This window comes from Demequina lignilytica, from assembly GCF_030418305.1.
GTDB lineage: Bacteria > Actinomycetota > Actinomycetes > Actinomycetales > Demequinaceae > Demequina > Demequina lignilytica.
In genome coordinates this window covers 428,578-454,671 of sequence record NZ_JAUHPX010000001.1, presented here as the reverse complement: position 1 = coordinate 454,671, position 26,094 = coordinate 428,578, and the positions used below count along the sequence as shown (strand labels likewise).

Here is a 26,094-nt window from a genome sequence, read left to right as displayed (position 1 = left end):
CGGCCCGGAGCGGCGGGGGCTGTGGCATCCTGAGCAGCGGACACAAGGGAGTCGGGGGACCACGGTGAGCACGGAGACGCTCGGCGCGCGAGGTGGGGACGTGGAGCTCGCCGCCCTCAGCACGATCCTGGTGCACGGTCCCGTCTCGCGCACCGAGCTCGCGTCACGGCTCTCGCTGTCGCAGTCGACCATGACGCGCGCGGTGAAGCCGCTCATCGATCGCGGACTCGTTCACGAGACATCCGAGGCGCTCGAAGGTCCCGGACGGCCGTCGCGTCCGCTCGTGGGCGCACCCGGCGACCGCCTCTACGGGGGCGCGAAGCTCACCGGGGACGAGGTGTTCGCGGTGGTGACCGACATGCTCGCCAACGAGGTCGCCGCGGAGAAGCGCGACCTGACCTCTCACGAGCCCGCCGAGGTCGCTCGCGATGTCGCGTCCCTGCTGCTGGAGCTCGCGGGCGGACGCGCGCTGGTCGGTGTCGGGGTGTCGCTCGGTGGCAGCGCGGCGGATGGCAGCACGGTCGACCGGGCGCCGTTCCTCGGCTGGCGCCACGTGGCCTTCGGGCCGCTGGTCGAGGCGGAGGTCCGCGCTCCCGTGGTGATCGACAACGATCTGTCGGCGCTCACGGCCGGCGAGCACTGGTTCGGCGAGGCCCGCGGGCTCGAGGACTTCGCGGTGGTGACCATCGGCGCCGGGATCGGGCTCGGCATGGTGCGCCACGACCGTGTGGTCCGCACCCGCGACATGGGACTCGGTCTCGCCGGGCACATCCCGCTCGACCCGAGCGGCCCACGCTGCTTCGCCGGGCACCGCGGCTGCTCCACCGCGCTCGTGACCATCCCCAGCATCGTCGCGCAGGCGAGCATCGGGCTCCAGCGGACCGTGACGTTCGGCGAGGTGCTCGACCTGGCTCGGGAGGGCGAGCCCGTCTGCGCCGAGATCATCGCGTCCGCGGCCCGTGGCGTGGGACGCCTGCTCGGCCTGGTCGCCAATCTCGCGATGGTCGAGACCATCGTGCTCAGCGGTGAGGGCCTGGCCGTGCTGGACGTCGCGGGCGAGGCCATGAGGGCCCAGCTCGACGAGGACCGCGATCCGGACGCGCATCCTCTCGATCTCCGCCTCGACCGCTCCGGCTTCTCCCGCTGGGCGCGCGGTGCCGCGACGGTGGCGATCCAGTCGTCGCTGCGGGGGCTGGTCAGCGCGCCCGTCAGCTGATCGTGCGGGAGGCTTCCTCCACGGCGGACCTCTCGGACGCCCACCAGCTCGCGAGCAGCGCGAGCTTCTCCGCCGAGTCCGACCCCGGCGCGGCGGTGTAGACGGTCAGGTTGAGGCCGTCGTCGGCGGGCAGCTCGACCACGTTGTACTCCAGCTCCAGCGCCCCCACCACGGGGTGATGGATGCGCTTGATGCCCTCGATGTGCAGGCGCACGTCGTGCCGGGCCCATCGGGTGCGGAACTCCTCGGACCGCGTCGACAGCTCGCCCACCAGGTCCGTGACGGTGCGGTCGAACGGGTGCCGTCCGGCGACCGTCCGCATGCTGGCGACCGAGCCGTCCGCGATCTGCTCCCAATCGGGGTAGAAGTCGCGCGAGGCGGGGTCGAGGAAGATGAACCGTGGGTAGCCGACGGGGTCCTGCTGCGACCGGTAGACGGGGTCGTAGAGGGCGCGTGCGAGCGCGTTGGTCGCGACGATGTCACCGCGCAGGTTCCCCAGCACCGCGGCCCCCTCGGTGATCGAGTCGACCAGGTGCAGCAGGCTGGGCCGCACGCCCCGGGCGGGGGACGGCCGCCGGCGAGGACGGGTTCCCACGTTCGCGTGGCGGGCCAGGTCGAACAGATGCGAGCGCTCGGCCTCGTCGAGCCGCAACGCCGACGCGATGGCCTCGAGCACCTCGTCCGAGACGCCACGCAGGTCGCCGCGCTCCAGCTTGGTGTAGTACTCGACGCTCACGCCCGCGAGCACGGCGACCTCCCCGCGCCGCAGCCCCGGCACGCGGCGGGCGCCGCCGGCGGGCAGCCCGACCATCTCGGGGGTCACCTTGGCGCGCCGGGAGACCAGGAACTCGCGCACCTCTTCACGTGTGGTCATGGCACCACGGTAGGCCGCGGCGCGTGCGGGAGGCAGGTTCTGCCAGAGGTACCTCTGACAGAGCCTGGTCCGATCGGCGGGATGGCGGTGTCCTGGAGTCATCGCGCGGTGCGACCTGTCACCGCCGTCCACGGAAGGAGCCGAGATGCCAGATCAGCAGACACCGATGCAGAGGATGATGGGGGACTTCGCACCCACGTTCGTCGACCTCACCGACCGCGTCCTGTTCGGCGAGGTCTGGGCGCGGACGGACGCGCTGTCCCCGCGCGACCGCAGCCTGGTGACCATCACCAGCCTGGTCACGGCGGGCAACGTCGATCAGCTCAGGGCCCACATCCCCATGGGCCTCGCGAACGGCCTCAGCGGCGATGAGGTCATCGAGGCCATCACGCACGTCGCGTTCTACGCCGGGTGGCCGCGCGCCGTGTCCGCCCTCACGCTCGCCCAGCAGATCATCGACACGGAGGAGACCCCCGCATGAACATCGAGCCTGCCATCCCCACCATGAAGAACCCGCCGGAGCAGTTCGCCGGCGACGTCTGGGTGGACCTGATCGCCGTCCCGCACGGTCCCGAGCAGCGCGCGGTGCTCGCCAAGGTCCGCTTCGCCCCCGGCGCGCGCACGGCGTGGCACTCGCACGCGCACGGCCAGTACCTGCACGTCACCGACGGCACCGCGTACTTCGGCGGCCGCGACGGCACCATCACCGAGGTGAAGGCCGGTCAGACCCTCTACACGGCGCCGGGCGAGGAGCACTGGCACGCCGCCGCGCCCGACTCCTTCATGGAGCACCTGGCGCTGCTCGAGGGCAGCGACCCGGCGACCAGCACCGTCTGGGGCGAGCACGTCACGGACCAGGAGCTGGGGCGCTGATGGCGGCCTGGGACCCCGCGGTCCTCGCCTCGATCGCGGCGAGCGACGACCTCAAGATCTCGCCGTTCCGTGAGGACGGCACGACCTACGGCACCCCGACCTGGATCTGGTCGGTGGTGGTGGACGATGCGCTGTACGTCCGCGCGTACAACGGCCGACGGTCGCGGTGGTACCGCGCCGCCATGGCTCAGGGCGCAGGCCGCATCCACGCGGCGGGCCGCGTGATCGACGTGACCTTCGTCGACGCCGCCGGCGAGGACGATGCGGCGATCGACGCGGCGTATCGCGCCAAGTACGCCGACAGCCCCTACCTGCCGCCGATGGTCAGCGCGCGCACCCGGGAGGCGACGGTGAGGATCGCGCCGATCGCTTGACCCGCGCGCGGCAGGGCCCGCGTCGCCCACCCGGACAGGGAGGCGACGCGGGCCCAGCCGCGTGACGACCGGGATGGGCGATCTCAGCGACGCAAGGACGCTGCGACCATCTTCGCCATGCTGCCGAGCGTCAACCTGCCCCCGTACACCGGCATCATGCTCGCGTCGCCGTAGTCGGTGACCGGGGCGACGGACCTCAGCGCCTCCATGTCCTCGTCGCTGATCTCGAAGTCCAGCTCGGCGTTGCTCCTCATGTGCTCCGGGTCGGCTGTCTTCGGGAGCGGGAGCAGTCCCAGCTGGAGCGCGTACCGGATCGACAGCTGCGGCACCGTCGCGTCGTAACTGTGAGCGATCGCCTCCACCGCGCGGTTGCCCAGGAGCGCACCGTGGGCGATCGGGGAGTACGCCTCCACGAGGATGCCCGCGCCCTGCATGCGGTCGATGAGGTCGAACGGGGTGTTGCCGATGTGCGCGAGCACCTGGTTCACCATGGGCGTGATCGAGGAGTGGGAGACGATGTTGTCGACGTCCGCCTGCTCGAAGTTCGACAGGCCGATCGCCCTGACCTTGCCCGCCCGGTAGGCGTCCTCGAGAGCGCGCCACACCTCGATGTTCTCCGCGAAGTAGGCCTTGTCGCCACGGAAGGCGTTCCATGGCTGCGGCGAGTGGATGATCATGAGGTCGATGTGGTCCAGGCCCATGGTCTGCAGCGACCGATCGATCGACCGGGCGGCCCGGGCGTAGGACTTGGCGCCGGCGTCGACCTTCGAGGTCACGAAGACGTCCTCGCGGCGGACGCCGCTGGTGCGGACCGCCTCGCCGACGCCCTGCTCGTTGCGGTAGGCCTGCGCGGTGTCGATGTGCCGGTAGCCCAGCGCGATCGCGGATCTCACCGCATCGACGACGTTCCTGTTGGTGATGAACCAGGTGCCGAGTCCCAGCGTCGGGATCTCGACGCCGTTGCTCAGCGTGTAGTTCTGGTCGAGGGTCATGGTGCTCCTTCTGGCGGCGGGGCGTCCCCGGCGTCGGGTCCGCAGGGCGCGGCTGCGCCTGGGTCCAGGTTCGGCCGATCACGCCCCGGCGCCGAGGCTGCACCTATAGGGGTTTTCTCGGAACCCCCCGAACCGACCTGCTAGGACTCGTTCTGGCCGCTCGGCCGGGGCGCGACCACGCGCAGCGCGCCCGCCTCGACCTCGGCGGTGAAGGACGTGGTGGTCCCCTCGGTGTCGCCGTCGAGCTGGAACGGGACCTCGCGGTCGATCTCCACCGTCACCTTCTTGCCGCGCGCGCGTCGCACGAACGGCATCGGCCCGCCGCGGCGGAGCGCGTTGCCGAGGCGCTTGAGGCCGCTGACGCCCTCGTTGGTCGCGACGAGCACGTGCAGGCGTCCGTCCGCGGCGCTCGCGGACGGCAGGAGCGCGATGCCGCCCTGCAGCTTGCCGACGTTGCCGACGAGGGTCATGAGCGCGTCGCCTTCGTGCACCACGCGACCGTCGACGGTCACCGTCGCCTGGAACTGCTCGGACCCCAGCTGCTGGAGCCCGGCGAGCACGTACGCGCCGCCCCTGACCATCTTCTTGAGCGTCTCGTTGGTGTCCCGCATGATCTGCGCGTCGAGGCCGACGCCTGCCATCACCACGAACGAGTCCTTGCCGGCGTCCGTGGTCCAATGCACCACGTCGACCGACCGGGGGGTGCCCACCAGGGCGAGCTCGAGCGCCTCGTCCTCGTCGAGCGGGATTCCGAGGTTGCGGCCGAGCAGGTTGCCGGTACCCGCCGGGATGATCGCCACGGGGATCTCGCTGCCGGACATCTCCGCGCACACCGCGCGCACGGTGCCGTCGCCGCCGGCGACCAGCACCCGGTCGACCTGCTTCTCCTTGGCCGTGCGCGCCATCTCGAAGCCCGGGTCGTCCTCGCGCGTCTCAAGCCAGATCGGCGAGGCCCAGCCGGTGCTCGCCATGGTGAAGGCGACGCGACGGCGGAAGGTCTCGATGTCGTCGATCTTGGTCGGGTTGTAGATGACGGCGGCCTTGCGCGTCGGGCCCGTCGGAGCCTTGCGTGCCGCCCACGCCTTGGAGATCGAGTCGATGCCGCTGATCCACAGGGCGGCCGCACCGACCATCACGCCGAACAGCCAGCCACCGACGATGTCCGACAGGTGAGAGGTCTGCATCAGCAGCTGCGCGAGAGCCGCGCTGAGCACGAGGAGCCCGCCGAGGAGCCGGCGCGTGACGCGCTCGGACAACGTCCTCCGCTGAGCGTTGGCGATGGTCACCGTCACCCACACCAGGATGGTGACCGAGACCATCTGGCCGGACGGGTACGCGGGGCCCGCTGCGGCGATCGAGTCCGCGAACGCGGTCTCGGGGCGCGATCGGTCGATCAGCTTCCACACGAGCGCCCACAGCGGGAGCCCGGCGGCGCCGATCGCGAGCGCGGCCGCCAGATGGCGGTGCCGACGCCGGTAGGCCTGGAGCGCCATGACCGCGGTCGCGACCATGATGAAGAACGGGTTGGTGATGAGCGCGAACGCCTCGAGCACCTGGCTGAAGTAGGACCGCGGGTCGAGCTCGACGTCCGGCCACCACGTGTCCACGGTCTGCTCGGCCCACCCGGTCGTCACCCCGATGGTCCAGACGACGAACGTCGCGAGGGCGAGCCCGAAGGCCGCGGGCTCGAACCTGCGGCGTGCTGCCGTCCCGGCGATGCCGGTGTTGCCCATCAGCATGTTCCTCCTGGTGCGAGCCGGATGCGTCCATCCTAGGCGGCTGCTCGGTGAGCCGCCCGGGTAGCCGCGCTCCGGATGGCCGCGGCTGCCCATGCAACCTCTCAGCGACCTCCCGGATTCCTCCCAGCGCGCTCTTCGCCTCGCGGAGTGGAGTAGGAGGCAGGACAACCGACGCGAGGAGACCACCATGAGCACCCCGACCTGGCCGCCGGCCGAGCCCGCACCGTCGACCGAGCCGGTCGCCGCCGTCGTGCCCGCCGCTCCCGCCGCGCCTCCTGCGACGGCGCTGCGCGAGCCCCGCTGGAGGACCGGCATCGGACGCAAGGTGGGTGCGGCGGCGGTGGCCGCGCTGGCGCTCGCCGGCATCGTCATGGGGGTCGCCGAGGCGGCCGACACGTCGGAGGTCACCGCGACCACGACGGTCCAGGACGCGGCCTCCGACGACTCGAGCGCGCAGGACTCGACGCTCACGAGCCCGAGCGACTCGTCGGGCGGCACCGTCACCACCCCGGGCGGGACGTACGGCTGGGGCGGACCCGGCGGGGCATCGTCCGGCATGACCACCTCGACCCAGGAGGACGCCACGGCGGCGTCCGATGCGGAGTCCGCCGGGATCGTGCTGATCGACACGGTCCTCTCCTACAGCCAGGCGGAGGCGGCCGGCACGGGGCTGGTGCTCACGTCGGACGGCCTGATCCTCACCAACAATCACGTGATCGAGGGCTCGACCGAGATCACCGTCACCATCGCGACCACCGGCGAGACCTACACGGCTACCGTGGTCGGCACCGATGCGGACGACGACGTCGCGCTGCTCCAGCTCGAGGGCGCCTCCGGGCTCACCACCGTGACGCTCGACGACGACGGCGATCCGACCGTGGGCGACGACGTCACCGCGGTGGGCAACGCGTCGGGCGGGGGAGTGCTGATGGCGGCGGACGGGTCGGTCACCGAGCTCGAGTCCTCCGTGACCACCGCCTCCGAGTACTCCGTCTCGGGCGAGACGCTCGACGGGATGATCGAGTTCGAGGCCGACGTGGTCTCGGGCGACTCCGGCGGCGCCCTGCTCGATGACGAGGGCGAGGTGGTCGGCATCACCACCGCCGCCTCGAGCGGCCTCGCGACCACCATCGCCTATGCCATCCCGATCGAGGACTCCCTCGCGATCGTCGACCAGATCCAGGCGGGTGACGAGTCCGACGGCGTCGAGATCGGGTACCCGGCGTTCCTAGGGATCGCGATCGCGCCGGACAGCACGTACGCCGTGATGCCCGGCGGGCGTCCCGGATCGTCGGCCACCACCGCGAGCGTCGAGGGTGCCCAGGTCGGCTACGTGTACGCCGACACGCCCGCCGCGGCCGTCGGGCTCGCCGCCGGCGACGTGATCACCGCGGTCGACGGCACGACCGTCGCGAGCGGTGACGACCTCGCCGCCGCGCTCGCCGACCACGAGCCGGGTGACACCGTGACCCTGACGTGGACCGATACATCGGGCGAGACGCAGACCGGTGACGCGACGCTCATCGCGGGGCCGGCGGCGTAGGTCCGCTCAGCCGGCCGGGCGCACCGGCGCCCGGCCGGTCGACTCGCGCCAGACGATGCGCGTGATCGGTTCCTCGTCGTCCGGCGGCGCGGCGGGCGACGCATCGACCAGCGCGAGGAGGTCCCGCGCGATGCGGCGCCCGAGACGGGCGTGATCGACGCTGACCGTGCTCAGCGACGGCATCATGACGGAGCTGAGCTCGTTGTCGTCCCACCCCGTGATGCTCAGGTCGCCCGGCACCGTCCACCCGCGCCGTGCCGCACCACGGATCGCGCCGGCCGCGAGCTTGTCGTTCGCCGCGATCACCGCGGTGACGCCCGCCGCCCCGGGCAGCGCGCCCACCGCGTCCCCGGCGCGCTCGGGCGACCAGCCGCACTCGATCACCCCGTAGGAGTGCAGCCCGAGCGACGCGATGGTCTCGAGGTACACCTCGCGGCGGCTCACCGCCGAGGCGTGCTCGAGGTCACCTGCCAGGTGCACGAACGTGGTGTGGCCCAGGTCGGCGAGGCCGGACACCAGGTCCGCGATCCGGGAGCCGTCGGCGAGCTCCCCGACGGAGCGCATGTGGGAGTCGTAGCTCGGTGCCAGGATCACGGGCGTCCGGAGCGCGACCAGACGTTCCGGCTCGACCTCGAGCGCCGTCAGCCCGGCGACGGCTTCGAACAGCCCCGAGTCCAGGAGGTCGACCACCCGCTGCGCGCGCGCGGCGGGCGGGCCGCCGATCGTCAGCGCCTCGAGCGCGTAGCCGCTGTCCTCGACCACGCCGGTCGCGCCCGCGAGGATCTCGAGGGAGCTGATGGCCTCACCGGACGGCAGCAGGAGCGCGAGCCGCCCGGTGCGCCTGCCGCGCATCGCGCGCGCCACGACGTTCGGCCGGTAGTCGAGGGCCTCGACCGCCGCCTCGATCCTCTCCCGCAGCGCGGGGGAGATGGTGGGGTCCGCCCGGAGGAACCGGGACACCGTCTGGTGGGACACCCCCGCCCGCGCGGCGACGTCCCGGATGGTCGCTCTACCCCGACGGGCGGTCTCGGTGCTCACGAGGCTCCTCTCCGAGTCGCGGCGGGCCAGGTCCATGGTGTCGCGGACCGATGTTCGGACTCTACCTTGACACTCCGAGTGACCGATCACTAGCATCCGGAGAGTCATCTAAGTGACCGGTCACTCAGGCTGGTCGTCACGACGGGGCAGAGCCGCTCCGTCCCTCTCCCGGGACCGTCCCGGGCAGCACGAATCCGGCTCGGGACGGCCGCACCGACGCGGCTGACCGGACCGTCTCCACCGTCGGAGGCGCGCCCTGTCCCGGCCCCGACCCGCGGCATCGTCCCCCATGCCGGCCGCGGACCATGGAAGGAAGCCCCGTGCCATGATCACCCCCACCAGCCTGATCGCGCGCTGCGTCGCGCCGGCCCTCGCCGCGGCGCTGCTCGGCGGCCTGGCGCTCGCGCCCGCCGCCGCCGTCGCGGAGCCTTCCGGTCCGACGTTCGCCGGCTACACCGACAAGTCCGACCTCACCGCCGCGGGCCGGGCGGTGGTCGCCTCCGGCGAGCTCCCCGTCACCGACGGCACCGCCCCGAGCGCCGCGGGCACCACCTACCACGTCGACTCCGTGGCGGGATCCGACGGGGCGGACGGCCTCTCGCCCGCGACCGCCTGGCAGAGCCTCGATCACGTCAACACGACGGTCTTCGCTCCCGGCGACCGGATCCTCCTCAAGGCCGGCGGAGTCTGGGACGCCGCGGGCGACACGGTCGCCAAGGAGGCCTACGACTACACCACGTGGAGCGGCGGCGTCCCCACGGACGTGGAGGGTCCCGCCGCGACCGCGCTGCTGGCACCGCAGGGCTCCGGCACGGCCGCGGCGCCCATCGTGCTCTCGAGCTACGGCGACGGCGCGGCACCCGAGCTCAACGGCCGCGGCGTGGTGAACGACGTGCTCCAGCTCACCAACCAGGAGCACTGGGACATCTCCCAGATCGAGATCACGAACGTGTTCGAGGGCTTCGATCCCTCGACGTTCTCGCCGGGCGCCAACAACGGTCTGCTGCCCGGCGAGGAGAACCCCGCCACCGGTGACCTGCGCGGCATCCACGTGCAGGCCGAGAGCGCAGGCGTGCTCAGCGGCTTCTCGATCCACGACGTCTTCGTGCACGACGTCAGCGGCGTCATCTGGTCGATCGGCGACACGGGCCTCGACCGCTCGAAGCGCACCGGAGGCATCCTGTTCGAGGGCCTCAAGGGCGACGCGGTCACCCCGTCCCAGTTCCAGGACGTGACGCTCGCGGACAACGTCGTCGCCAACACCTCCTTCTCCAACGTGGCCTTCAAGCAGTTCTCGGGCATGGGCACCTACCGCTACCAGGACGTCGAGCCGGGCTGGGGCGACCGTGCGGTCGCGAAGGCCACCACCGCCGGCGTGATCACGGAGGACCCGGACTGGCGCCCGCACACGGACATCGTCGTGACGGGCAACTACCTCACCAACCGCGACACCGCCTACGGCTGGGACTCGCTCTACCTCACGAGCGTCCGGGACGCCACCGTCGAGGGCAACGTGGTCGACGGCTCCGGCGTCTCGGGCATCGAGATGTACTACGCGGACAACATCGTGGTGCAGGACAACGAGGTCGCCGAGGTGGAGAGGCGCGCGAACGCCGCGGACTCCAACGGCATCGACCCCGACCGCGGCACCTCGAACATCCTCATCCAGGGCAACTACGTCCACGAGTCGGGCGAGGGCATCCTGCTGTGCGGGTTCGCGTTCGGCACGGCGGTGGTGCGCTACAACGTGATCGAGGACGTGGACCGCAACTACGTGAACCCTCACGGGGACTCCGGCGTCCAGGTGATCTACGGCAACCTCATGTACAACACGCAGGCGCCGCTCAGCTCGAACACGGTGGGCTTCTTCCGCTCCTCCGGTGACGCCAGCCAGTACCTGGTGTCGAAGAACGCTCACCACGTGATCGGCAACGTGTTCGTCAACACTCGCGCGACGGTGTCCGCCTCGTCCTTCCAGGCGTCGTACCCGGGGGTGAGCTTCGCGGGCAACGCCTACTGGGGTCCGGCGGTCGCACCGCCCGCCGAGGACGCCACCGCGGTCACGGGCGATCCCGCGCTGGGCGGGGATCCCGCGGAGGACCTGGACAACGCGGCGATCGCCTCGGCGACGTCCTCGCTGATCGCGGCCGGGACCGACGTGGACCTGGCGGCGCTCGCCCCCGGCGTCGCAGTCACCGGCGCGGGCGGCGCAAGCGCGCTGCCCCTGACGGTCGACTTCTTCGGACGCGCGCTCACCTCGCCGCCGACGATCGGCCCCGCGGTGTACGTGCCGACGGCCGGTCTGGGACTCGCGACCGGCCAGGTGCTCGCCGCAGACGGCCTCCCCGTGGGAGGCGCGACCGTGAGCTGGACCGACGCGGGCTCGGCCGAGGGCTCGGTGGTCGCCGACGCGAGCGGCCGCTACGCGTTGGAGGCTCCCGCGGGCGACTACTCGCTCGTCGCATCGGCACCGCAGTACGCGGACGGCGCGGCCCTCCCGGTGACCCTGGTGGACCAGCGCACCGTCGGCGCCGACCTGGTGCTCGGGGCGACCAGCGCGACGACCGGCGCCGTGGCCGGCACCGTCGTCTCGGCAGGGGCCGGGCTGGCGGGCGCGACCGTGGAGGTGTCGCTCGCCGGCACCGGTGTCGCGTCCACCTCCTCGGGTCCGGACGGCGCCTACGCGCTCCCGGGCATCCCGGTCGGGGAGGGGTACACGGTGACCGTGACCCTCGCGGACTACCAGGACGCGACGGTGGAGGACGTCGCCGTGACGGCGGCGCGGACCACCACGGTCGACGTCACCCTCGCCTCCGACCTGGGTGAGACGGACTACTTCATCAGCGAGGACTTCGACGACGAGGCCCTGGGCGCGTTCACGGCGACCGCCGACGGCGTCCTCGTGGCGGAGCCGAACCCCGCTGTCGGCACCATCGAGATCCAGGCCGACCCGACCGATCCCGCCAACCAGGTGCTCGCGGTGTCCAAGACCTCGAGCAGCTCGGGCAGCCTCACGGTGCACAACGCCGTCGAGGCGAACCTCTCCGGGACCGTGACCATCGAGGCCCGCGTCATGCGAACCTCGACGTTCGGCACGCCGAACCAGGTCGCGTTGTACTCCTACACCGAGTCCAACTGGAAGGCGACCGACCCGGCCTCCTCGAGCAACCCGTCCGCGACGTTCGGATTCTCCGGCGGCAAGATCATCACCCACAACGTGACCGGATCGAGCTCGATCAAGCAGGTCGCCTCGTACACGCAGGGCCAGTGGTACACCATCCGCAACGTGGTGCACCTGGGCACGGGCACGTTCGACTTCTACGTCGACGACATGACCGCTCCGGTGCTGACGGATCAGCCGCTGCGCACGCCCGTGGACGACCTGGACTGGTTCGACATCTTCGTCAACGGCTCCAACCGCGGCGACCTGGTGTTCGACTATCTGCGGGTCAACACCGGCGCTCCGTACGAGCGGGACGACGCGTCGCTCGGGACGGTCTCCGCCACCGTCGCCGGCGTGGACGTCGCGCTGACCGCCTCGGCGGACGGCACGACCTGGAGCGGCACGGTCGACCCGTTCGCCAGCACGGCGACCCTCGCCGTGTCGCCCACCAGCATCTTCGCCTCGGCGACCGTCGCCGGCCAGCCGGTGGCGCCGGGAGAGAGCGTCGAGCTGCCGCTCGGCACCGGGGCGAACGATGAGGCCGAGCTGGTCACCGAGGTGCCCGTGGTCGTCACCGCGGAGGACGGCTCCCAGCGCACCTCCCTCGTGACGCTCACGCGCATCAACCCGAGCCAGCTCGCGCAGCTGGCGGACCTGACCGTCACCGGCTACGCGCTCACGCCCCAGTTCTCCCCCTCTCGCGTGGGGGCGGAGCAGCCGTACGTGGTCGAGACGCCGGTGCCCGCCGAGGTGGACGCCATCGAGATCGCGTGGCAGCCGGGATGGGACGGCCAGCAGGTGGAGGTCGACGGGGTGCTCGTGCCTGCGGGCGCCACCACCGTCGACGCGGCTCTCGTGGAGGGCCTGAACAGCGTCGAGGTGACGGTGAGCTCCTTCCCCGGGGACTTCGCCACCTACGTGATCGAGGTCGAGAGGGAGGTGGCCGATGCGGTCCGTCCTGAGACCACGCTGATCTCGCCCACCACGGCGGGCCCGTTCACGTCGCTCGAGCTCGAGATCGCGGCGACGGACGACCACGGCCTCCAGCGGATCGTCGCGAACATCTACAGGGACGGCGTGCTCGTGCGGAGCACCCGGTCCGCGATGGACGGGGCGACGTCCGGCACGCACCGCGCCTCCGTGGAGCTGCCTGACGGCGACTACACGGTCCGCTACAACGCTCAGGACCTCGCCGGGAACATCTCGGTCACCCGCACCCTGGAGATCACCATCGACGCGACGGCGCCGACGGTGACCCTCAAGGCAGGCTCGCGGTGGACCAACGAGAAGGAGCCGGGCATCTACACCAAGGTGAGCCTCACCCTCGCCGACGCGGGCTCCCTCGCCTCCGTCGAGCTCAACGGCTCGCCGCTCGACCTGGCCGGCGGCACCGTCGCCGACCTGGACAAGGTCACCGTGGCCACGCCCGGCGCGGTCGCCGGCGACAACGTGCTGGTGGTGACGGACGTCGCCGGCAACGTGACCACGGCAGGGTTCGTCCTGCGGTGACCTGAGGTCCCGGCCGCCTGACGTCAGGGTGGGGCGGCCGGGACCACCGTATGCCGCGAGCGCGCCATGGGACCTTTCGGGAGGGAGGTCCCGAGCGGCGCGCCGTACCGTGGAAGGAGACCGTCCCGCACGGGACCCTCCGACCAAGGAACCACCATGCGCATCACGAAGAGCGCGACCGCCGCGGCGCTCGCGGCGACCGCCGGAATCCTGCTCGCCGGCTGCACGGCCGACTCGGCCTCCGAGGAGACCCCCACCGCGTCGGCGTCGGCGGTCGAGCTCAACGTCGGCGACCTGCTGGCGACGGTGAAGGCGTCGGCCGACTGCCCCGCCTGGGTCGGTGGCAAGGTCGCGGGCGAGGGCGTCGTCGCGGGGTGGGAGTACACCTGCGACGCGGACGGCGACGAGGCCGTCGACGCGACGCTCACCATCTACACGTCCGCCGACGCGCGCGACGGCGATCTCGCTGCGATCGAGGCGGCCGACGCCTCGGCCGGGATCGTGGTCGGCGACGGGTTCGTGTTCGTCACGAACGATCCCGCCGACCTCGCCTCGGTCGGCGAGCTGGGCGAGATCGTCCGCGAGATCGGCGGGGAGTAGCCGCGTCCGGGCTCAGGTCCGCGTGTAGGCGGACTGGGGGAGCGTGACCGTCAGGTCGTACGCGGTCGCGATCGCCTCGTCGAGCTCGAGGCGGTGCTCCGCGACCAGGCGTGCGAGATAGCCCGAGTCCACGCGGCGCGACAGGTCATGTCGGGCGGGGATCGAGAAGAACGCACGGGTGTCGTCGACGAAGCCGGTCGTGTTGTAGAAGCCCGCGGTCTCCGTGACGGCCTCGCGTCCGCGGCGCATGGCGTCCGGAGCGTCGAGGAACCACCACGGCGCTCCCAGGCGCACCGCCGGATACACCCCGGCGAGCGGCGCGAGCTCGCGCGAGTAGGTGTCCTCGTCCAGCGTGAAGAGGATCAGCCGCAGCCGCGGGTGGTGGCCGAACCGCATCAGCAGCGGCTGCAGCGCTCGCGTGAACTCGGTCGCGAAGGGGATGTCGTAGCCGACGTCCGGGCCGTGGAGGGCCTGGACCGCGGGGTCGTGGTTGCGCAGCGAACCGGGGTGCAGCTGCATCACCAGCCCGTCCTCGGTCGACATGCGCGCCATCTCGGTGAGCATGTGGCCGCCGAAGGCCTGCGCCTCCGCCGCGCTGACCGTGCCCGCCAGGGCGGCGTCGAAGATGCGCGCGGCCTCCGCGTCGGCGAGGGGGGTGGTGTTGAGGATGGTCGTGCCGTGGTCGGTGGCCACGCCGCCCATCGCGACGAACGCCTGGCGACGCTGCTCGAGGGCCGAGAGATACGCGGGGTAGCTCGCCACGTCGATGCCCGACGCCACGCTCAGCGCGTCGATGTGGTCGCGCCAGTGCGCGCCGTCGAGGGCGAGGAAGGGGTCGGGGCGGAACGTCGGGACGATCCGGTCCCCCCAACCGCGCGCCCGCAGGCTCGCGTGGTGGGCGAGCGGGTCCGCGGCGCCATCGGTGGTCGCGATCAGCTGGATGTTGAAGCGATCGAGCAGCGCCAGGGGCCGGAACGCGTCCGAGGCCAGCAGGGCGGCGATCTGGTCGTAGACCTCGTCCGCCGTGTCGGCGCTGAGCGGCTTCTCGACGCCGAAGACCTCGACCAGGACGTGCTCCATCCAGTACCGGGTCGGGGTCCCGCGGAACAGGTGCCAGCCCGCGGCGAACTTCCGGAAGATGGCGCGGGGGTCCGTCTCGTAGGGCGAGCCGTCCAGCGTGCGCACCCCCAGCTCCGCCAGGTTCGCGCCCTGGGACACGAGCATGCGCAGCAGGTAGTGGTCCGGCGTCACGAGCACCTCGGCGGGATCGCCGAACGGCTCGTCTCGGTCGAAGACCCCCGCGTCGACGTGACCGTGCATCGACGTGATCGGCAGGTCCGCGATCGACCGGTAGATCTCCGTCGCGATCGCACGGGTGGTGGTATCCGCGGGCAGCGCCCGCTCGGCGTGCAGCGACCAGGGCGTGGTCATGACTCTCCTTCGAGGTGGTGGACGGGCGACGCGGGCTGGGGCCACTCGGCGTCGAGAGGTGGCCGCTCGTCGCCGAGCGTGAGATAGAGGCGGTCGACCCGCAGGCCGGCCTCGTGAGCGAGGACGGAGAGGGTGCGGGGTCCGGCGGCCAGCGCGAGCGTCGAGACGTGCGCCCAGACCCACACCTGCTGGGTGCCGAAGGTGTACATCGCGCCCTGCGCCGACTGCTCCTCGAGGGGCTGCGGCGTGCCGTCGACCGCGAGGAAGAGCCCGTCGTCGGCGTGGCTGTCGTACTTGACGAGCGCCCACACGTGGAACTCGCCCGGTGTGGACACGTCCAACGAGTAGTGCAGGCCCGGGGCTCGGGTCGGGTCCACCCAGCGGCGTCGCGGCTGGTCCACATGCATCGCGAGGCCGGTCCGCCCGGCCGTCTCCGCGTGCGTGTGGCGCCACGCGACCACGGGGGAGTCGAGGCTCGCGGTGATGTAGGCGTGCGCATCGTTCCTGAGCGCCCACTCGGCCTCGACCGCGAACGCTCCCGACGACAGCTGCGCGACCGGGCCGCGGGGCATGGCGCCCACCAGGTCCTTGCGGCGGGGATCGCGCCGGGCCGCCGCGGCCGCGCGAGGCTGCGCCGCGCGCGGCGGCACCTTGAAGGTCGTGTCGTCCGACCAGAAGTCGGCCGGCGCGAACACCGCGGCGGGCGGCTCGAGCGCGTCGAGGTCGACGCGGTAGCGGTCGGCCCTGGTGCGCTCGATGCCGTCGAGGTCGACGGCGGCCGGGTCGGGGTCGGGACCGGCGGGGCTGGCGCCCAGGGCGAGGGCCGCGAGCGGGCCGAGCGCCGACGGCCGCCGCTCGTCCGTGTAGATCACGAGCTTGGACAGGGCCACGTGGCGGTCGATCGCCTCGAGCCACAGCGTGTGCTCGCCGGCGTCGAGGAACGGCAGCCGCAGCGTGAGCTTCTCGACGTTCTCGACCACCACGTCCCACCACGTGCCGCGCTTCTCATCGGTCGTGTCGGACTCGACCACGACGGCCGGGCGGTCGTCGGCGGCGACGCCGAGCCGGATGCGGCCCGTGGAGTCGAGCGTAGGGAAGCGATGCAGCTCGAGCAGGTGCGCGCCGGGAGTCCGCAGGTGGATGCGGAAGCCCGCGCGGGCTCCGCCGCCGGCGTCGTCACGGGGGTCGCCGGACACCGCGAGGAGGGCGTTCTGGTCGCGGCCCACGCCGGGGACGGTGAACCACGACGATTGCGTGGCGGCCTCGATGATCGAGGGCTCGTCGGCCAGGAGCGCGAGGGCCCCGTCCGCCTCGATGCGGCTGCCGGGTGTTGCCGCGACCGCGGCCTCGGCGGTGACGTCGACCGTGATGGACTCGCCGGCGCCCGTCACCACGATCCGTCCGGACCGGGGGTGATCGGCGGAGTCCAGCAGGCGGACGGCGAGCCGCTGCTCGACGGCGACGGGTCCGCCCGGGCGCTCGACCTCGATCCAGGGGTCCGACTCGATGGTCACCTCGATGGCGTCGCCGCCCGTGGGGAACACCTCGATCCACATCGTGTGGGGGGAGTGCGGCGAGAGGGTGAGGCGCCGTGCGACCGCCGACGCGTCCTGGCCCCACACCGTGACGCCCAGGCCGGATGCGCCCAGCGCCAGGGCGGGGCGGGCGGCGGGCAGGAGCGCCGTCGTGGGCGGGGCGAACTGCTCGGGGGTGAGGATGCCGTCCCACCGGCCGTCGGCCATGACCGTGTTGTAGTGGGCGATCATCGCCCGGCGGTTGTCCTCGAACGCGCGGGAGATCTCGAGGTACCGGTCGGCGGCGACCCTCTTTCCCTGGTCGTACGCGAGGAGCGAGCGGTCGGCGTAGGCGAACTGCCCGGCGCTCAGGTACGAGGCGTGGACCTTCATGGCCACGAGCTCGAAGAACGCGTCCTGCTCCGCTGGGGGCAGCGACTCGAGCACGGTGTTGACGCGATCGTAGAGGTCCCGCAGCGTCGCCAGACGGCGCGCCGCCTCGTCGCCGTAGGAGGTCTGGTCGAACGCGCGGTTGGTGAGGTGCTCGACCTTGCGCACGTTGGTGACCTGGGCATAGGTGCGCAGGAGGTCCGCGACCTCGGTGCCGTGCCCGCCGGAGAACATTCCGTCCACCCAGCCGGCGGTGAAGTCGTCGACGTCGGCGGTGGTCGACTCCCGGCCGACCTCCCACGCGTACTGGACGAAGAACTCGAGGTCCTGCTCGAGCGGCTTGATCGCGCCCACGTTGTTCACCCAGAGGGTGCGGATGCCGTGGTCCCATGCCTTGCGCAGCTCGTGCTTCATGTGCGCGAGCGGCGTGGAGCTGATGAACAGGTAGCTGCGGGGCGGCTGCGACCAGTAGGACGAGTGGTAGTACAGCCCGTTGCCACCGCCGCGGGCGGCCTCCGCAGGGGTCGGGAAGCGACGCACGTAGCCGAAGTTGTCGTCCGCCCAGATGACGGTGACGTCGTCGGGCAGCGGGAGGCCGGCGTCGTAGAGCCCCAGCACCTCCTTGTACGGGACGAACGTGGTCAGGCGGTTGCCGCTGGTGTCGGGCCCGACCACCTGGTCGAGCAGGCCCAGCTGGTCGCGCATCACCGAGGCCAGCAGGTCGCGCTTGGCGTCCGCCTTCTGGGCGGGGGAGAGCGACTCGTCGGCGTCGATCGCGGCGGTGACGAAACCGCTGTCGTGGATGCCGCGCATCCCGACGGTCCAGGCGATCTCGTAGTCGCGGTTCTGCTCGATGCCGCCGCGCCAGTAGTCCCGAAGCGCCTCCCGGTTGCTGCCCGGGATCGAGTAGTCGTACTCCACGTCCTCGCCGCGCTCGGCCAGCCAGGGCGCCCACTCGTTCTGGTTGGAGCGCGTCAGCATGTCGCAGTGGGACGTGCCGATCACGATCCCCATGTCCTCGGCGAGCCGCCCGCTGCGCGGGTCGCCGTTGAAGTGGTTGACGTGCATCGCGGGCCAGATGTGGTTCGCCCGGAGGCGCAGCAGCAGCTCGAAGACCTTCTCGTAGAGCTCGGGTCCGATCGTGCCGTCCGCGGTGTGCGTCCGCGCCCAGGTCTCGAGCTCCTCCTCGTCGTTGATGAAGATGCCCCGGTACTTCACCGACGGGCGGTCGGCCACCAGACGGCCCGGGCTGACGGACAGGCGGTCGGAGGTGCGGACCGGCACATCGGCGAACCACCGCCACGGCGAGACGCCGGCGGCGCGGCACAGATCGTAGATCCCGAAGATGGCGCCCCGGCGGTCGCTCCCGAGGATGAAGAGGCGGTCGTCGATCGCGTGGATGAGGTAGGCCTCCCACGCCGGACGGTCGCCGTCCCGAAGCGGGTCGAGGTCGATGCCGAGCGACTCCGCGAGGGCCCCCGCGGGGGAGCCGAGCGTGCCGACGACGATGCGCGCCCGGTCCACCTCGGCGGTGATCGACGTGCGTGCGCCGCAGGCGTCCGCGAGATCGCCCGCCAGGTGGGCGACAGCCCGTGCCACCGCTCCGTCCTCGCGCGCGTCCAGCGCGATGGTGGTGAGAGCGCCGCGGCTCGCGAGCTCGATCGGGTCGGAGGGACCCACGTACGACATCTTCTTCTCCCTGAGGGTGTGGCGGAGGGTCACGAACGCGGAGGCGTGGACGGTGCGACCCCGGTCGAGCCGCGGACCACGAGCATCGACGGCAGCTGCAGGCACGTGTCGTCGGGCTCGGTGGCCGAGGACCGGGCGGCGCGCTGATCGAGCAGCCGAAGCAGCAGGTCCGTGGCGGTGAACCCGAGCCGCTCCTTCTGCACCGCGATCGTGGTGAGGTTCGGGGTGCACATGGACGCCATCGGGATGTCATCGTGACCGACCAGGCTCATGTCCTCGGGGACGCGGATCCCGCGCGAGGTGAGCCTGTTGAGGACGCCGATGGCGATGAGGTCGTTGAAGGCGATGATCGCCGTCGCGCCCGTGGTGAGCACCAGGTCGGCCGCGAGCACGCCGGCGTCGAAGGTGGGTGCGGCGGCGGGAACCTCGACCACCTCGATGCCGAGCGCCTGAGCTGCCGCAAGGCCGGCGCTGCGGCGGCCCTCGGAGTACGACCCGGCCGGGCCGTTGATGTAGGCGACCTTGCGATGGCCCAGCGCGCCGAGATGCTGGAGCGCCTGCTCGATGCCGGCGGCTGCGTCTCCCATGACGGATGGCACGCCCGGCACGTGACGGCTCACCATCACCGTCGGCCCCGTCTGAGCGAGCGCCAGGAGCTCCTCGTCGGTGCCTCGCGGCGAGCACAGGATCAGGCCGTCGGTGTTGTGGCGCAGCGAGGCGATCGTCTCGTGCTCGCGCGCCACGTGCTCGTCGGTGTCCGACACGAAGATCGGGTAGCTCGACGTGCGGCTGCGTGACGAGGCGCCCTTGATCACCTCGGTGAAGTAAGGGTTGCCGAGATCCGGGACCAGGAGGCCCAGCGCTCCGGTGCGGCCCGTGATGAGCTCGCGCGCCGCGCGGTTGGGCTGGTAGCCGAGGGTCTCGGCGGTCCGGCGCACCAGGTCGCGGGTGGCGGCGTTGACCGGCCCGCCGCTCAGGGCGCGCGACACCGTCGAGGGCGAGACGCCCGCAACGCGTGCAACGTCATTGATGGTCGCGCTCACGGCAGCTCCTTCGATGTCATGGTGACGATGCTCCGACACTAGCGGACCTGCAACCTGTTTTGCAAATAGTTGCAATGGTTTTCATAGCGATGAACAAGAGCATCTGAACGGGGACTGACGCACGTTTGCAACATTTCTGCAACAGCGCTTGACACGTACCGCAAACGATGCCAATGTGTCGGACATCACCACGAAGTCCAGCGGTCGATCAGACGACCGGGACGCCTCGAAGGAGAGGGACATGATGGGCAACGACGCCAGGACGCATCGGGCGGTGAAGCCATGAGCCTCGCCGAGCTCGATCGCATGCGCACTGAGCGCGACAAGGCCGGGCGCAAGATCAAGGTCAAGCAGCCCGACAACAAGGCGGCGCTGGGCTTCCTCGCGCCGTGGATCATCGGCCTCCTCGGGCTGACCGCCGGGCCGCTGCTGTACTCGCTGTACTTGTCGTTCACCAAGTACAACTTGCTCCAGCCGCCGGAGTGGACGGGTCTCGACAACTTCGAGCGGATGCTCACGGATGACCGTCTCCATCAGGCGCTCAAGGTGACCTTCACCTACGTGATCGTGTCGGTGCCGCTGCAGCTGCTCGTCGCGCTGGTCCTGGCTCTCGCGCTCGATCGGGGCATGAGGTTCCTCCCGTTCTACCGGTCGGCCTTCTACCTGCCCTCGCTCCTCGGCGGCTCGGTCGCCATCGCGGTGCTGTGGCGCCTCGTGTTCGGCGCCGACGGGCTGCTCAACGCGATCCTCGGCTGGATGGGCATCGAGTCGACCCAGAGCTGGATCTCGAATCCCGACACTGCGCTGTGGACGATCGTCCTGCTCCATGTGTGGACCTTCGGCTCACCGATGGTCATCTTCCTCGCGGGCCTGCGGCAGATCCCCAAGTCGTACTACGAGGCGGCGTCGACGGATGGCGCGAACGCCTGGTGGCAGTTCCGCCACATCACGCTCCCGCTGCTGACCCCGATCGTCTTCTTCAACCTGGTGCTCGCGATCATCAACGCGTTCTCGAACTTCACCCAGGCCTACGTGGTCTCCGGCGGAACCGGTGGACCGGCCGACTCGACGCTGTTCTACACGCTCTACCTCTACCAGGAGGGCTTCGGGAACTTCCGGATGGGGTACGCGGCCGCGATGGCGTGGCTCCTCGTGCTGATCATCGGCGCGTTCACCGGTCTCAACTTCTGGCTCTCCAAGCGATGGGTTCACTACGATGACTGACCTTGCCACCCGGGCTCGCTCCCGATCCGCCGAGTCCTCCCACGACGCGTCCTTCACGCCCCGCAAGGTGAGCGCCGGCACCCGGTTCCGTCAGGTCATGCGCCACGCCGGCATGCTGGTGGTGGTCGTGATCGCGCTCTACCCGATCCTCTGGATGGTGGCGAGCTCCTTCCGGCCCGACGGCCAGATCTTCGGCAACGCCTCGCTGATCCCGGAGTCGCTGTACTTCGACAACTACACGAACGGGTGGACCGCGCTCGGCAACCCGTTCTCGGTGTACATGTTCAACTCGGCGCTGATCGTGCTGGGCTCGATCATCGGCAACCTGGTCTCGTGCTCCATGGCGGCCTACGCCTTCGCCCGGCTCCGCTTCAAGTTCCAGAAGCCAGCCTTCGCGATCATGCTGGTCAGCATCATGGTGCCGATCCACGTGGTGATCGTGCCGCAGTACATCATGTTCTCGAAGCTCGGGCTGATCAACACGTTCCTCCCCCTGGTCCTGCCGAAGCTCCTCGCGACCGACGCCTTCTTCATCTTCCTGATGGTGCAGTTCATCCGCGGCCTGCCGCGCGAGCTGGACGAGGCGGCGCGCATCGACGGCGCCGGCCACATCCGGACCTTCTTCCAGATCCTGCTGCCGCTGATGAAGCCGGCGCTCGCCACCACCGCGATCTTCACCTTCATCTGGGTGTGGAACGACTTCTTCAGCCAGCTGGTCTACCTGACGGACCCGAACAAGTACACGGTTCCGGTCGCCCTGCGGTCGTTCATCGACGCGCAGTCCCAGTCCTCCTACGGAGCACTCTTCGCCATGAGCGTCGTGTCGATCATCCCCGTGGTGCTCGCCTTCGCCTTCGGTCAGAAGTACCTGGTCCGAGGAATCGCCACCACCGGTGGCAAGTAGCAAGCCCGTCTCCAATCCGTCGGGTCCCCTTCACCACCGCACACCCTGAATCCATAGCCATCGCTTCAGAGAGGAAGTTCACCATGGAGTTCACCCGTTCCCGCCGCGTCCTCGCGGGGGCAGCCTTCGCGGCCGCCGCCACGATGGGCCTCGCGGCCTGCTCCTCCGGCTCGTCCGACCCGGCCTCGTCGGGCGCCGACGGCGGCTCCGGCGAGCAGGTCGAGATCCGCCTCAACTGGTGGGGCTCCGACGCCCGCCACGAGCGGACCCAGGAGGCGATCGACGCCTTCATGGCCGAGTACCCCAACATCACGGTGGTCGGCGAGTTCTCCGACTGGACCGGCTACTGGGACAAGCTCGCGACCTCGACCGCGGGCTCCAACATGCCCGACGTGATCCAGATGGACCAGCTGTACCTCGCGTCGTACGCCGAGCGCGGCACGCTCGCCGACCTGGGCGCGCTGTCGACGCTCGACACCTCGAACCTGTCGGACAGCGTGCTCGGCATCGGTCAGGTCGACGGCACGCAGTACGCGATGCCGGTCTCGACCGTGGGCTTCACCATCCTGGTGAACCAGGACATCCTCGACGAGCTGGGCCTCACCCTGCCCGACACCGACAGCTGGACGTGGGACGACTTCTACGCCTTCGCTGCCGAGGTCACCGAGGTCTCCGGCGGAGACGTCGTCGGCACCGCGCCGATGAACAACGAGTTCTCGCTGCAGCTCTGGGCCCGCCAGAACGGCGAGGCGCTGTTCACCGACGGCAACGTCTCCATCTCGCCCGAGGTCCTCGCGGACTACCTGGCCCAGGGTCTCGAGATGAGCAAGATCGGCGCCTCCGCCGAGGCGACCGCCTACTCCGAGCAGGCGTCGCTCCCGCTCGACCAGATCGACTTCTCGGTCGGCAAGCAGGCGATGGCCTTCACGCAGATCACGCAGATCGCGGCCTACACCGCGGCGTCCGACGGCGCGAACCTCGTAGCCGTCAAGCTCCCGACCGAGGACGCGAACGCGTCGAAGTACCTCTACCTCAAGCCCGGCATGTACTTCTCGGTCTCCTCGCAGAGCGCGCACCCGGAGGAGGCGGCTCAGCTGATCGACTTCCTGGTCAACGACCCGACGGCCGCCGAAATCATCGGCACCGAGCGCGGCCTGCCGGCCAACCCGAACACGATCGAGCTCCTGGCGGACTCGCTCACGCCCGAGGAGACCAAGGCCGTGGAGTACACGGACTCGATCGCCGACCTCCTCGGCGAGGCACCCGAGATCGTGCCGAACGGCGCCTCGGGCGTCGACGGCCTGATCCAGCGCTACATCCTCGAGGTCTACTTCGAGAGCTCGAGCCCGATCGACGCGGCTGACGCGTTCATCTCGGAGCTGCAGTCGTCGATCGACGCCGCCTGACGCTCTGACCCCTGCGGCGGGCGGGCCTGCGCGCCCTCCAGCGCGGCCCCGCCCGCCGCTTCGCATGTCCGCTGCACGACCCCCACCCCCCTCACCCCCACGGGAGACACCATGGAGCACACCTGGCGCTGGTTCGGCCCCGCCGATCCCGTCACGCTCCCCGAGATCCGCCAGACGGGCGCGACCGGAGTCGTCAGCGCGTTGCACGAGTTCCCCAACGGGACCGTGTGGCCGGTCGAGGCGATCCTCGCCCGCAAGGCGGAGATCGAGGCCGCGGGTCTCACCTGGTCGGTCGTGGAGTCCATCCCGGTCCACGAGGACATCAAGTCGGGCGAGCCGGGAGCGGCGCGCCGCCTCGACGCCTGGGCCCAGACGGTCCGCAACCTCGGGCGCTGCGGCATCGACACGGTCTGCTACAACTTCATGCCGGTGCTCGACTGGACCCGCACCGATCTCGCCTACGCGCTGCCGGACGGCTCGTGGGCCCTGCGCTTCGACCACGTCGACCTCGCCGTGTTCGACGTCCACCTCCTGCGCCGCCCGGGCGCGGAGGACGACTATGCGGAGGCCGACCTGAGGGCGGCGGCCGCGCGACTCGCCGAGATGACCGACGCGGGCCGCGCGCGGCTCATCGCCACCGTGATCGCGGGGCTGCCCGGCGCCGAGGAGACCTACACGGTCGAGTCGCTGCGCGAGGATCTCCGGCGCTACGACGGCGTCGGCGCCGACGAGCTCCGCGGCCACCTCCGCACCTTCCTCGAGGCCGTGGTGCCGGCCGCCGAGGAGGCCGGCGTCCGCCTCGCGATCCACCCCGACGACCCGCCACGGCCGCTGCTCGGCCTGCCGCGGGTCGTGTCCACGGCGTCGGACGCGCGCTGGCTGCTCGACGCCGTCGACTCACCCGCCAGCGGGCTCACGTTCTGCACCGGCTCCTACGGCGTGCGGGAGGACAACGACCTGGTCGCGATGGCGCGCGAGCTGGCCGACCGCATCTTCTTCGTCCACCTTCGCTCGACCGTGCGGGAGGCCGACCCTCGCTCCTTCCACGAGGGCGTCCACATCGACGGCGACGTCGACATGGTGGGCGTGATCCGCGAGCTGCTGCTCGAGGAGGACCGCCGTGCACGCGAGGGCGGTCCGCGGCTGCCCATGCGGCCCGACCACGGCCACCAGATCCTGCTCGACCAGGACCCTTCACGCCGGACCAACCCCGGCTACACGCTGCTGGGACGCATGAAGGGGCTGGCCGAGCTCCGCGGCGTCGAGCTCGCCGTCCGCTCCGCGCTCACGCCCGTTCCCGCCTGACCCGTCCCCGCCTCATCCCACCCACCGCACAAGGAGCCACGATCGTGTCCGTCATCGAGCGCGCCGAGGTGCTCATCACGAGCCCCGGCCGCAACTTCGTCACCCTGAGGATCACCACCTCGGACGGCGTGACCGGCCTGGGCGACGCGACCCTCAACGGGCGCGAGCTCGCCGTCGCGAGCTACCTCGAGGACCATCTGGTCCCGCTGCTGATCGGCCGCGACCCCGCGCGCATCGAGGACATGTGGCAGTACCTGTACCGCGGCGCGTACTGGCGCCGGGGGCCCGTCACCATGACGGCGATCTCCGCCGTCGACACCGCGCTCTGGGACATCAAGGGCAAGGTGGCGGGGCTGCCCGTGTACCAGCTTCTCGGCGGACGGTCGCGGGAGGGGGTGCTCGTCTACACCCACGCCTCCGGAGCGGACACCGCCGCGCTGCTGGACGATGTCGCGCGCGCCCAGGAGCTCGGGTACCAGGCGATCCGCGCTCAGGCGGCCGTCCCCGGCATCGCCGGCACCTACGGCGTGAAGAAGGACGGCAAGTACGAGCCGGCGAACTCGTCGCTGCCCGAGGAGCAGCCGTGGTCGACCGGGGCCTACCTCCGCTTCGCCCCCACGTACCTGCGGGCCGTCCGGGAGCGGTTCGGCTTCGACTTCCATCTGCTCCACGACGTCCACCACCGCCTCACGCCCCAGGAGGCCGCGCGGTTCGGCAAGGAGGTCGAGGACGTCCAGCTGTTCTGGATGGAGGATCCGACGCCGGTCGAGAACCAGGAGGCCTTCCGGCTCATCCGCCGGCACACGACCACGCCGATCGCGGTGGGGGAGGTGCTGACGAGCATCTGGGACGTCCAGCACCTCATCACCGAGCAGCTCATCGACTACGTGCGTACCACCGTGGTCCACGCGGGCGGCATCACGCACCTGCGTAGGATCTTCGACCTCGCCGCGCTCTACCAGGTGCGTTCGGGATCGCACGGTGCCTCGGACCTCTCCCCGGTGTGTCAGGCGGCCGCGATCCACCTCGACACCGCGATCCCCAACTTCGGCATCCAGGAGCACATGGGCTACCCCGACCAGGTGGCCGAGGTCTTCCGCACGGGAGTGACGTACGCCGACGGACACCTGCACGTGAGCGACGAGCCGGGCCTCGGGGTCGAGTACGACGACGAGGCCGCCGCCGCCTTCCCCTACAACCCCAAGTACCTCCCGGTGGCACGCCGTCTCGACGGCAGCGTGCACGACTGGTGAGCAGGAGAACCACC

General features: G+C 71.0%; 19 protein-coding genes. 12 read left to right on the top strand and 7 right to left on the bottom strand.

Translation table 11 applies throughout. The features are described from left to right. The first annotated feature begins 100 nt into the window (after window positions 1–100). Entirely contained in the window at window positions 101–1,216 is a 1,116-nt protein-coding gene (locus QQX10_RS02035; protein WP_301120494.1) for an ROK family transcriptional regulator, read from the top strand. Here QQX10_RS02035 and QQX10_RS02030 read toward each other — a convergent pair. Continuing rightward, window positions 1,209–2,090: a helix-turn-helix transcriptional regulator gene (locus QQX10_RS02030; RefSeq protein ID WP_301120495.1), complete on the bottom strand. Its 882-nt coding sequence runs from the start codon at window positions 2,088–2,090 to the stop codon at window positions 1,209–1,211. The genes QQX10_RS02035 and QQX10_RS02030 overlap by 8 nt on opposite strands. Window positions 2,091–2,235: 145 nt before the next feature. Here QQX10_RS02030 and QQX10_RS02025 point away from each other — a divergent pair, with 145 nt between their 5' ends. Genes QQX10_RS02025 through QQX10_RS02015 form a run of 3 tightly spaced genes read left to right on the top strand, consistent with a single transcriptional unit; the run spans window position 2,236 to window position 3,337 of the window. Next, window positions 2,236–2,571: a carboxymuconolactone decarboxylase family protein gene (locus tag QQX10_RS02025; protein ID WP_301120496.1), complete on the top strand. Its 336-nt coding sequence runs from the start codon at window positions 2,236–2,238 to the stop codon at window positions 2,569–2,571. Beyond that, a complete protein-coding gene (locus tag QQX10_RS02020; RefSeq protein WP_301120497.1) occupies window positions 2,568–2,963 on the top strand; it encodes a cupin domain-containing protein in 396 nt (131 codons plus the stop codon). Before QQX10_RS02025 ends, QQX10_RS02020 begins: the two co-directional genes overlap by 4 nt. Beyond that, window positions 2,963–3,337, top strand: coding sequence for a DUF2255 family protein (locus QQX10_RS02015; RefSeq protein WP_301120499.1), 375 nt, complete (start codon window positions 2,963–2,965; stop codon window positions 3,335–3,337). Before QQX10_RS02020 ends, QQX10_RS02015 begins: the two co-directional genes overlap by 1 nt. An 83-nt stretch (window positions 3,338–3,420) precedes the next feature. Here the strand turns inward: QQX10_RS02015 and QQX10_RS02010 are convergent, their stop codons facing one another. Further along, entirely contained in the window at window positions 3,421–4,329 is a 909-nt protein-coding gene (locus QQX10_RS02010) for an aldo/keto reductase (RefSeq protein ID WP_301120501.1), read from the bottom strand. A 140-nt stretch (window positions 4,330–4,469) separates the two neighbouring features. Then, entirely contained in the window at window positions 4,470–6,068 is a 1,599-nt protein-coding gene (locus QQX10_RS02005; protein WP_301120503.1) for a bifunctional phosphatase PAP2/diacylglycerol kinase family protein, read from the bottom strand. A gap of 187 nt (window positions 6,069–6,255) precedes the next feature. On the opposite strand from QQX10_RS02005, the gene QQX10_RS02000 reads away from it, so the two are divergent. Beyond that, a complete protein-coding gene (locus QQX10_RS02000) occupies window positions 6,256–7,611 on the top strand; it encodes a S1C family serine protease (RefSeq protein ID WP_301120505.1) in 1,356 nt (451 codons plus the stop codon). A 6-nt stretch (window positions 7,612–7,617) separates the two neighbouring features. Here QQX10_RS02000 and QQX10_RS01995 read toward each other — a convergent pair whose 3' ends face one another. After that, complete coding sequence (locus tag QQX10_RS01995) at window positions 7,618–8,649, bottom strand: LacI family DNA-binding transcriptional regulator (RefSeq protein WP_301120507.1); 1,032 nt, start codon at window positions 8,647–8,649, stop codon at window positions 7,618–7,620. A gap of 325 nt (window positions 8,650–8,974) precedes the next feature. Here QQX10_RS01995 and QQX10_RS01990 point away from each other — a divergent pair, with 325 nt between their 5' ends. Together QQX10_RS01990 and QQX10_RS01985 are read left to right on the top strand one after the other, a co-directional pair. Next, entirely contained in the window at window positions 8,975–13,321 is a 4,347-nt protein-coding gene (locus QQX10_RS01990; RefSeq protein ID WP_301120509.1) for a carboxypeptidase regulatory-like domain-containing protein, read from the top strand. Between the two features lie 156 nt (window positions 13,322–13,477). Continuing rightward, window positions 13,478–13,921, top strand: a complete 444-nt coding sequence (locus QQX10_RS01985) for a hypothetical protein (RefSeq protein WP_301120511.1) — start codon at window positions 13,478–13,480, stop codon at window positions 13,919–13,921. Between the two features lie 12 nt (window positions 13,922–13,933). Here QQX10_RS01985 and uxaC read toward each other — a convergent pair whose 3' ends face one another. From uxaC to QQX10_RS01970, 3 genes are read right to left on the bottom strand one after another with little or no spacing between them, the layout of a single operon-like run. Continuing rightward, window positions 13,934–15,352, bottom strand: coding sequence for a glucuronate isomerase (gene uxaC, locus QQX10_RS01980; RefSeq protein WP_301120513.1), 1,419 nt, complete (start codon window positions 15,350–15,352; stop codon window positions 13,934–13,936). Beyond that, window positions 15,349–18,945, bottom strand: coding sequence for a glycosyl hydrolase 115 family protein (locus tag QQX10_RS01975; protein ID WP_301120515.1), 3,597 nt, complete (start codon window positions 18,943–18,945; stop codon window positions 15,349–15,351). The genes uxaC and QQX10_RS01975 overlap by 4 nt, the downstream gene beginning before the upstream one ends. Window positions 18,946–18,974: 29 nt before the next feature. Continuing rightward, a complete protein-coding gene (locus tag QQX10_RS01970; protein WP_301120517.1) occupies window positions 18,975–19,988 on the bottom strand; it encodes a LacI family DNA-binding transcriptional regulator in 1,014 nt (337 codons plus the stop codon). Window positions 19,989–20,270: 282 nt separating this feature from the next. Between QQX10_RS01970 and QQX10_RS01965 the strand changes: the two genes are divergently transcribed. The 5 genes from QQX10_RS01965 (at window position 20,271) to manD (ending at window position 26,080) form a co-directional block, all read left to right on the top strand. Then, window positions 20,271–21,212, top strand: a complete 942-nt coding sequence (locus tag QQX10_RS01965) for a carbohydrate ABC transporter permease (RefSeq protein ID WP_439710120.1) — start codon at window positions 20,271–20,273, stop codon at window positions 21,210–21,212. Next, window positions 21,205–22,116, top strand: a complete 912-nt coding sequence (locus QQX10_RS01960) for a carbohydrate ABC transporter permease (RefSeq protein ID WP_439710121.1) — start codon at window positions 21,205–21,207, stop codon at window positions 22,114–22,116. Before QQX10_RS01965 ends, QQX10_RS01960 begins: the two co-directional genes overlap by 8 nt. A gap of 83 nt (window positions 22,117–22,199) precedes the next feature. Next, window positions 22,200–23,522 carry an ABC transporter substrate-binding protein gene (locus tag QQX10_RS01955; protein ID WP_301120519.1) on the top strand — a complete coding sequence of 441 codons (1,323 nt, stop codon included), beginning with the start codon at window positions 22,200–22,202 and terminating at the stop codon, window positions 23,520–23,522. A 111-nt stretch (window positions 23,523–23,633) separates the two neighbouring features. Continuing rightward, entirely contained in the window at window positions 23,634–24,827 is a 1,194-nt protein-coding gene (gene uxuA / locus QQX10_RS01950) for a mannonate dehydratase (RefSeq protein WP_301120521.1), read from the top strand. Window positions 24,828–24,868: 41 nt separating this feature from the next. Further along, the gene (manD, locus tag QQX10_RS01945; protein WP_439710124.1) at window positions 24,869–26,080 is read left to right on the top strand and encodes a D-mannonate dehydratase ManD; all 1,212 of its coding nucleotides are present in this window, start codon (window positions 24,869–24,871) and stop codon (window positions 26,078–26,080) included. The last annotated feature ends 14 nt before the right edge of the window (window positions 26,081–26,094 follow it).

What these genes read in the sequence shown, in the direction of transcription:
- QQX10_RS02030 (WP_301120495.1), bottom strand. Translation starts at nt 2,090, where the DNA reads ATGACCACACGTGAAGAGGTGCGCGAGTTCCTGGTCTCCCGGCGCGCC.
- QQX10_RS02025 (WP_301120496.1), top strand. Translation starts at nt 2,236, where the DNA reads ATGCCAGATCAGCAGACACCGATGCAGAGGATGATGGGGGACTTCGCA.
- QQX10_RS02020 (WP_301120497.1), top strand. Translation starts at nt 2,568, where the DNA reads ATGAACATCGAGCCTGCCATCCCCACCATGAAGAACCCGCCGGAGCAG.
- QQX10_RS02015 (WP_301120499.1), top strand. Translation starts at nt 2,963, where the DNA reads ATGGCGGCCTGGGACCCCGCGGTCCTCGCCTCGATCGCGGCGAGCGAC.
- QQX10_RS02010 (WP_301120501.1), bottom strand. Translation starts at nt 4,329, where the DNA reads ATGACCCTCGACCAGAACTACACGCTGAGCAACGGCGTCGAGATCCCG.
- QQX10_RS02005 (WP_301120503.1), bottom strand. Translation starts at nt 6,068, where the DNA reads ATGCTGATGGGCAACACCGGCATCGCCGGGACGGCAGCACGCCGCAGG.
- QQX10_RS02000 (WP_301120505.1), top strand. Translation starts at nt 6,256, where the DNA reads ATGAGCACCCCGACCTGGCCGCCGGCCGAGCCCGCACCGTCGACCGAG.
- QQX10_RS01990 (WP_301120509.1), top strand. Translation starts at nt 8,975, where the DNA reads ATGATCACCCCCACCAGCCTGATCGCGCGCTGCGTCGCGCCGGCCCTC.
- QQX10_RS01985 (WP_301120511.1), top strand. Translation starts at nt 13,478, where the DNA reads ATGCGCATCACGAAGAGCGCGACCGCCGCGGCGCTCGCGGCGACCGCC.
- uxaC (WP_301120513.1), bottom strand. Translation starts at nt 15,352, where the DNA reads ATGACCACGCCCTGGTCGCTGCACGCCGAGCGGGCGCTGCCCGCGGAT.
- QQX10_RS01975 (WP_301120515.1), bottom strand. Translation starts at nt 18,945, where the DNA reads ATGTCGTACGTGGGTCCCTCCGACCCGATCGAGCTCGCGAGCCGCGGC.
- QQX10_RS01965 (WP_439710120.1), top strand. Translation starts at nt 20,271, where the DNA reads ATGAGCCTCGCCGAGCTCGATCGCATGCGCACTGAGCGCGACAAGGCC.
- QQX10_RS01960 (WP_439710121.1), top strand. Translation starts at nt 21,205, where the DNA reads ATGACTGACCTTGCCACCCGGGCTCGCTCCCGATCCGCCGAGTCCTCC.
- QQX10_RS01955 (WP_301120519.1), top strand. Translation starts at nt 22,200, where the DNA reads ATGGAGTTCACCCGTTCCCGCCGCGTCCTCGCGGGGGCAGCCTTCGCG.
- uxuA (WP_301120521.1), top strand. Translation starts at nt 23,634, where the DNA reads ATGGAGCACACCTGGCGCTGGTTCGGCCCCGCCGATCCCGTCACGCTC.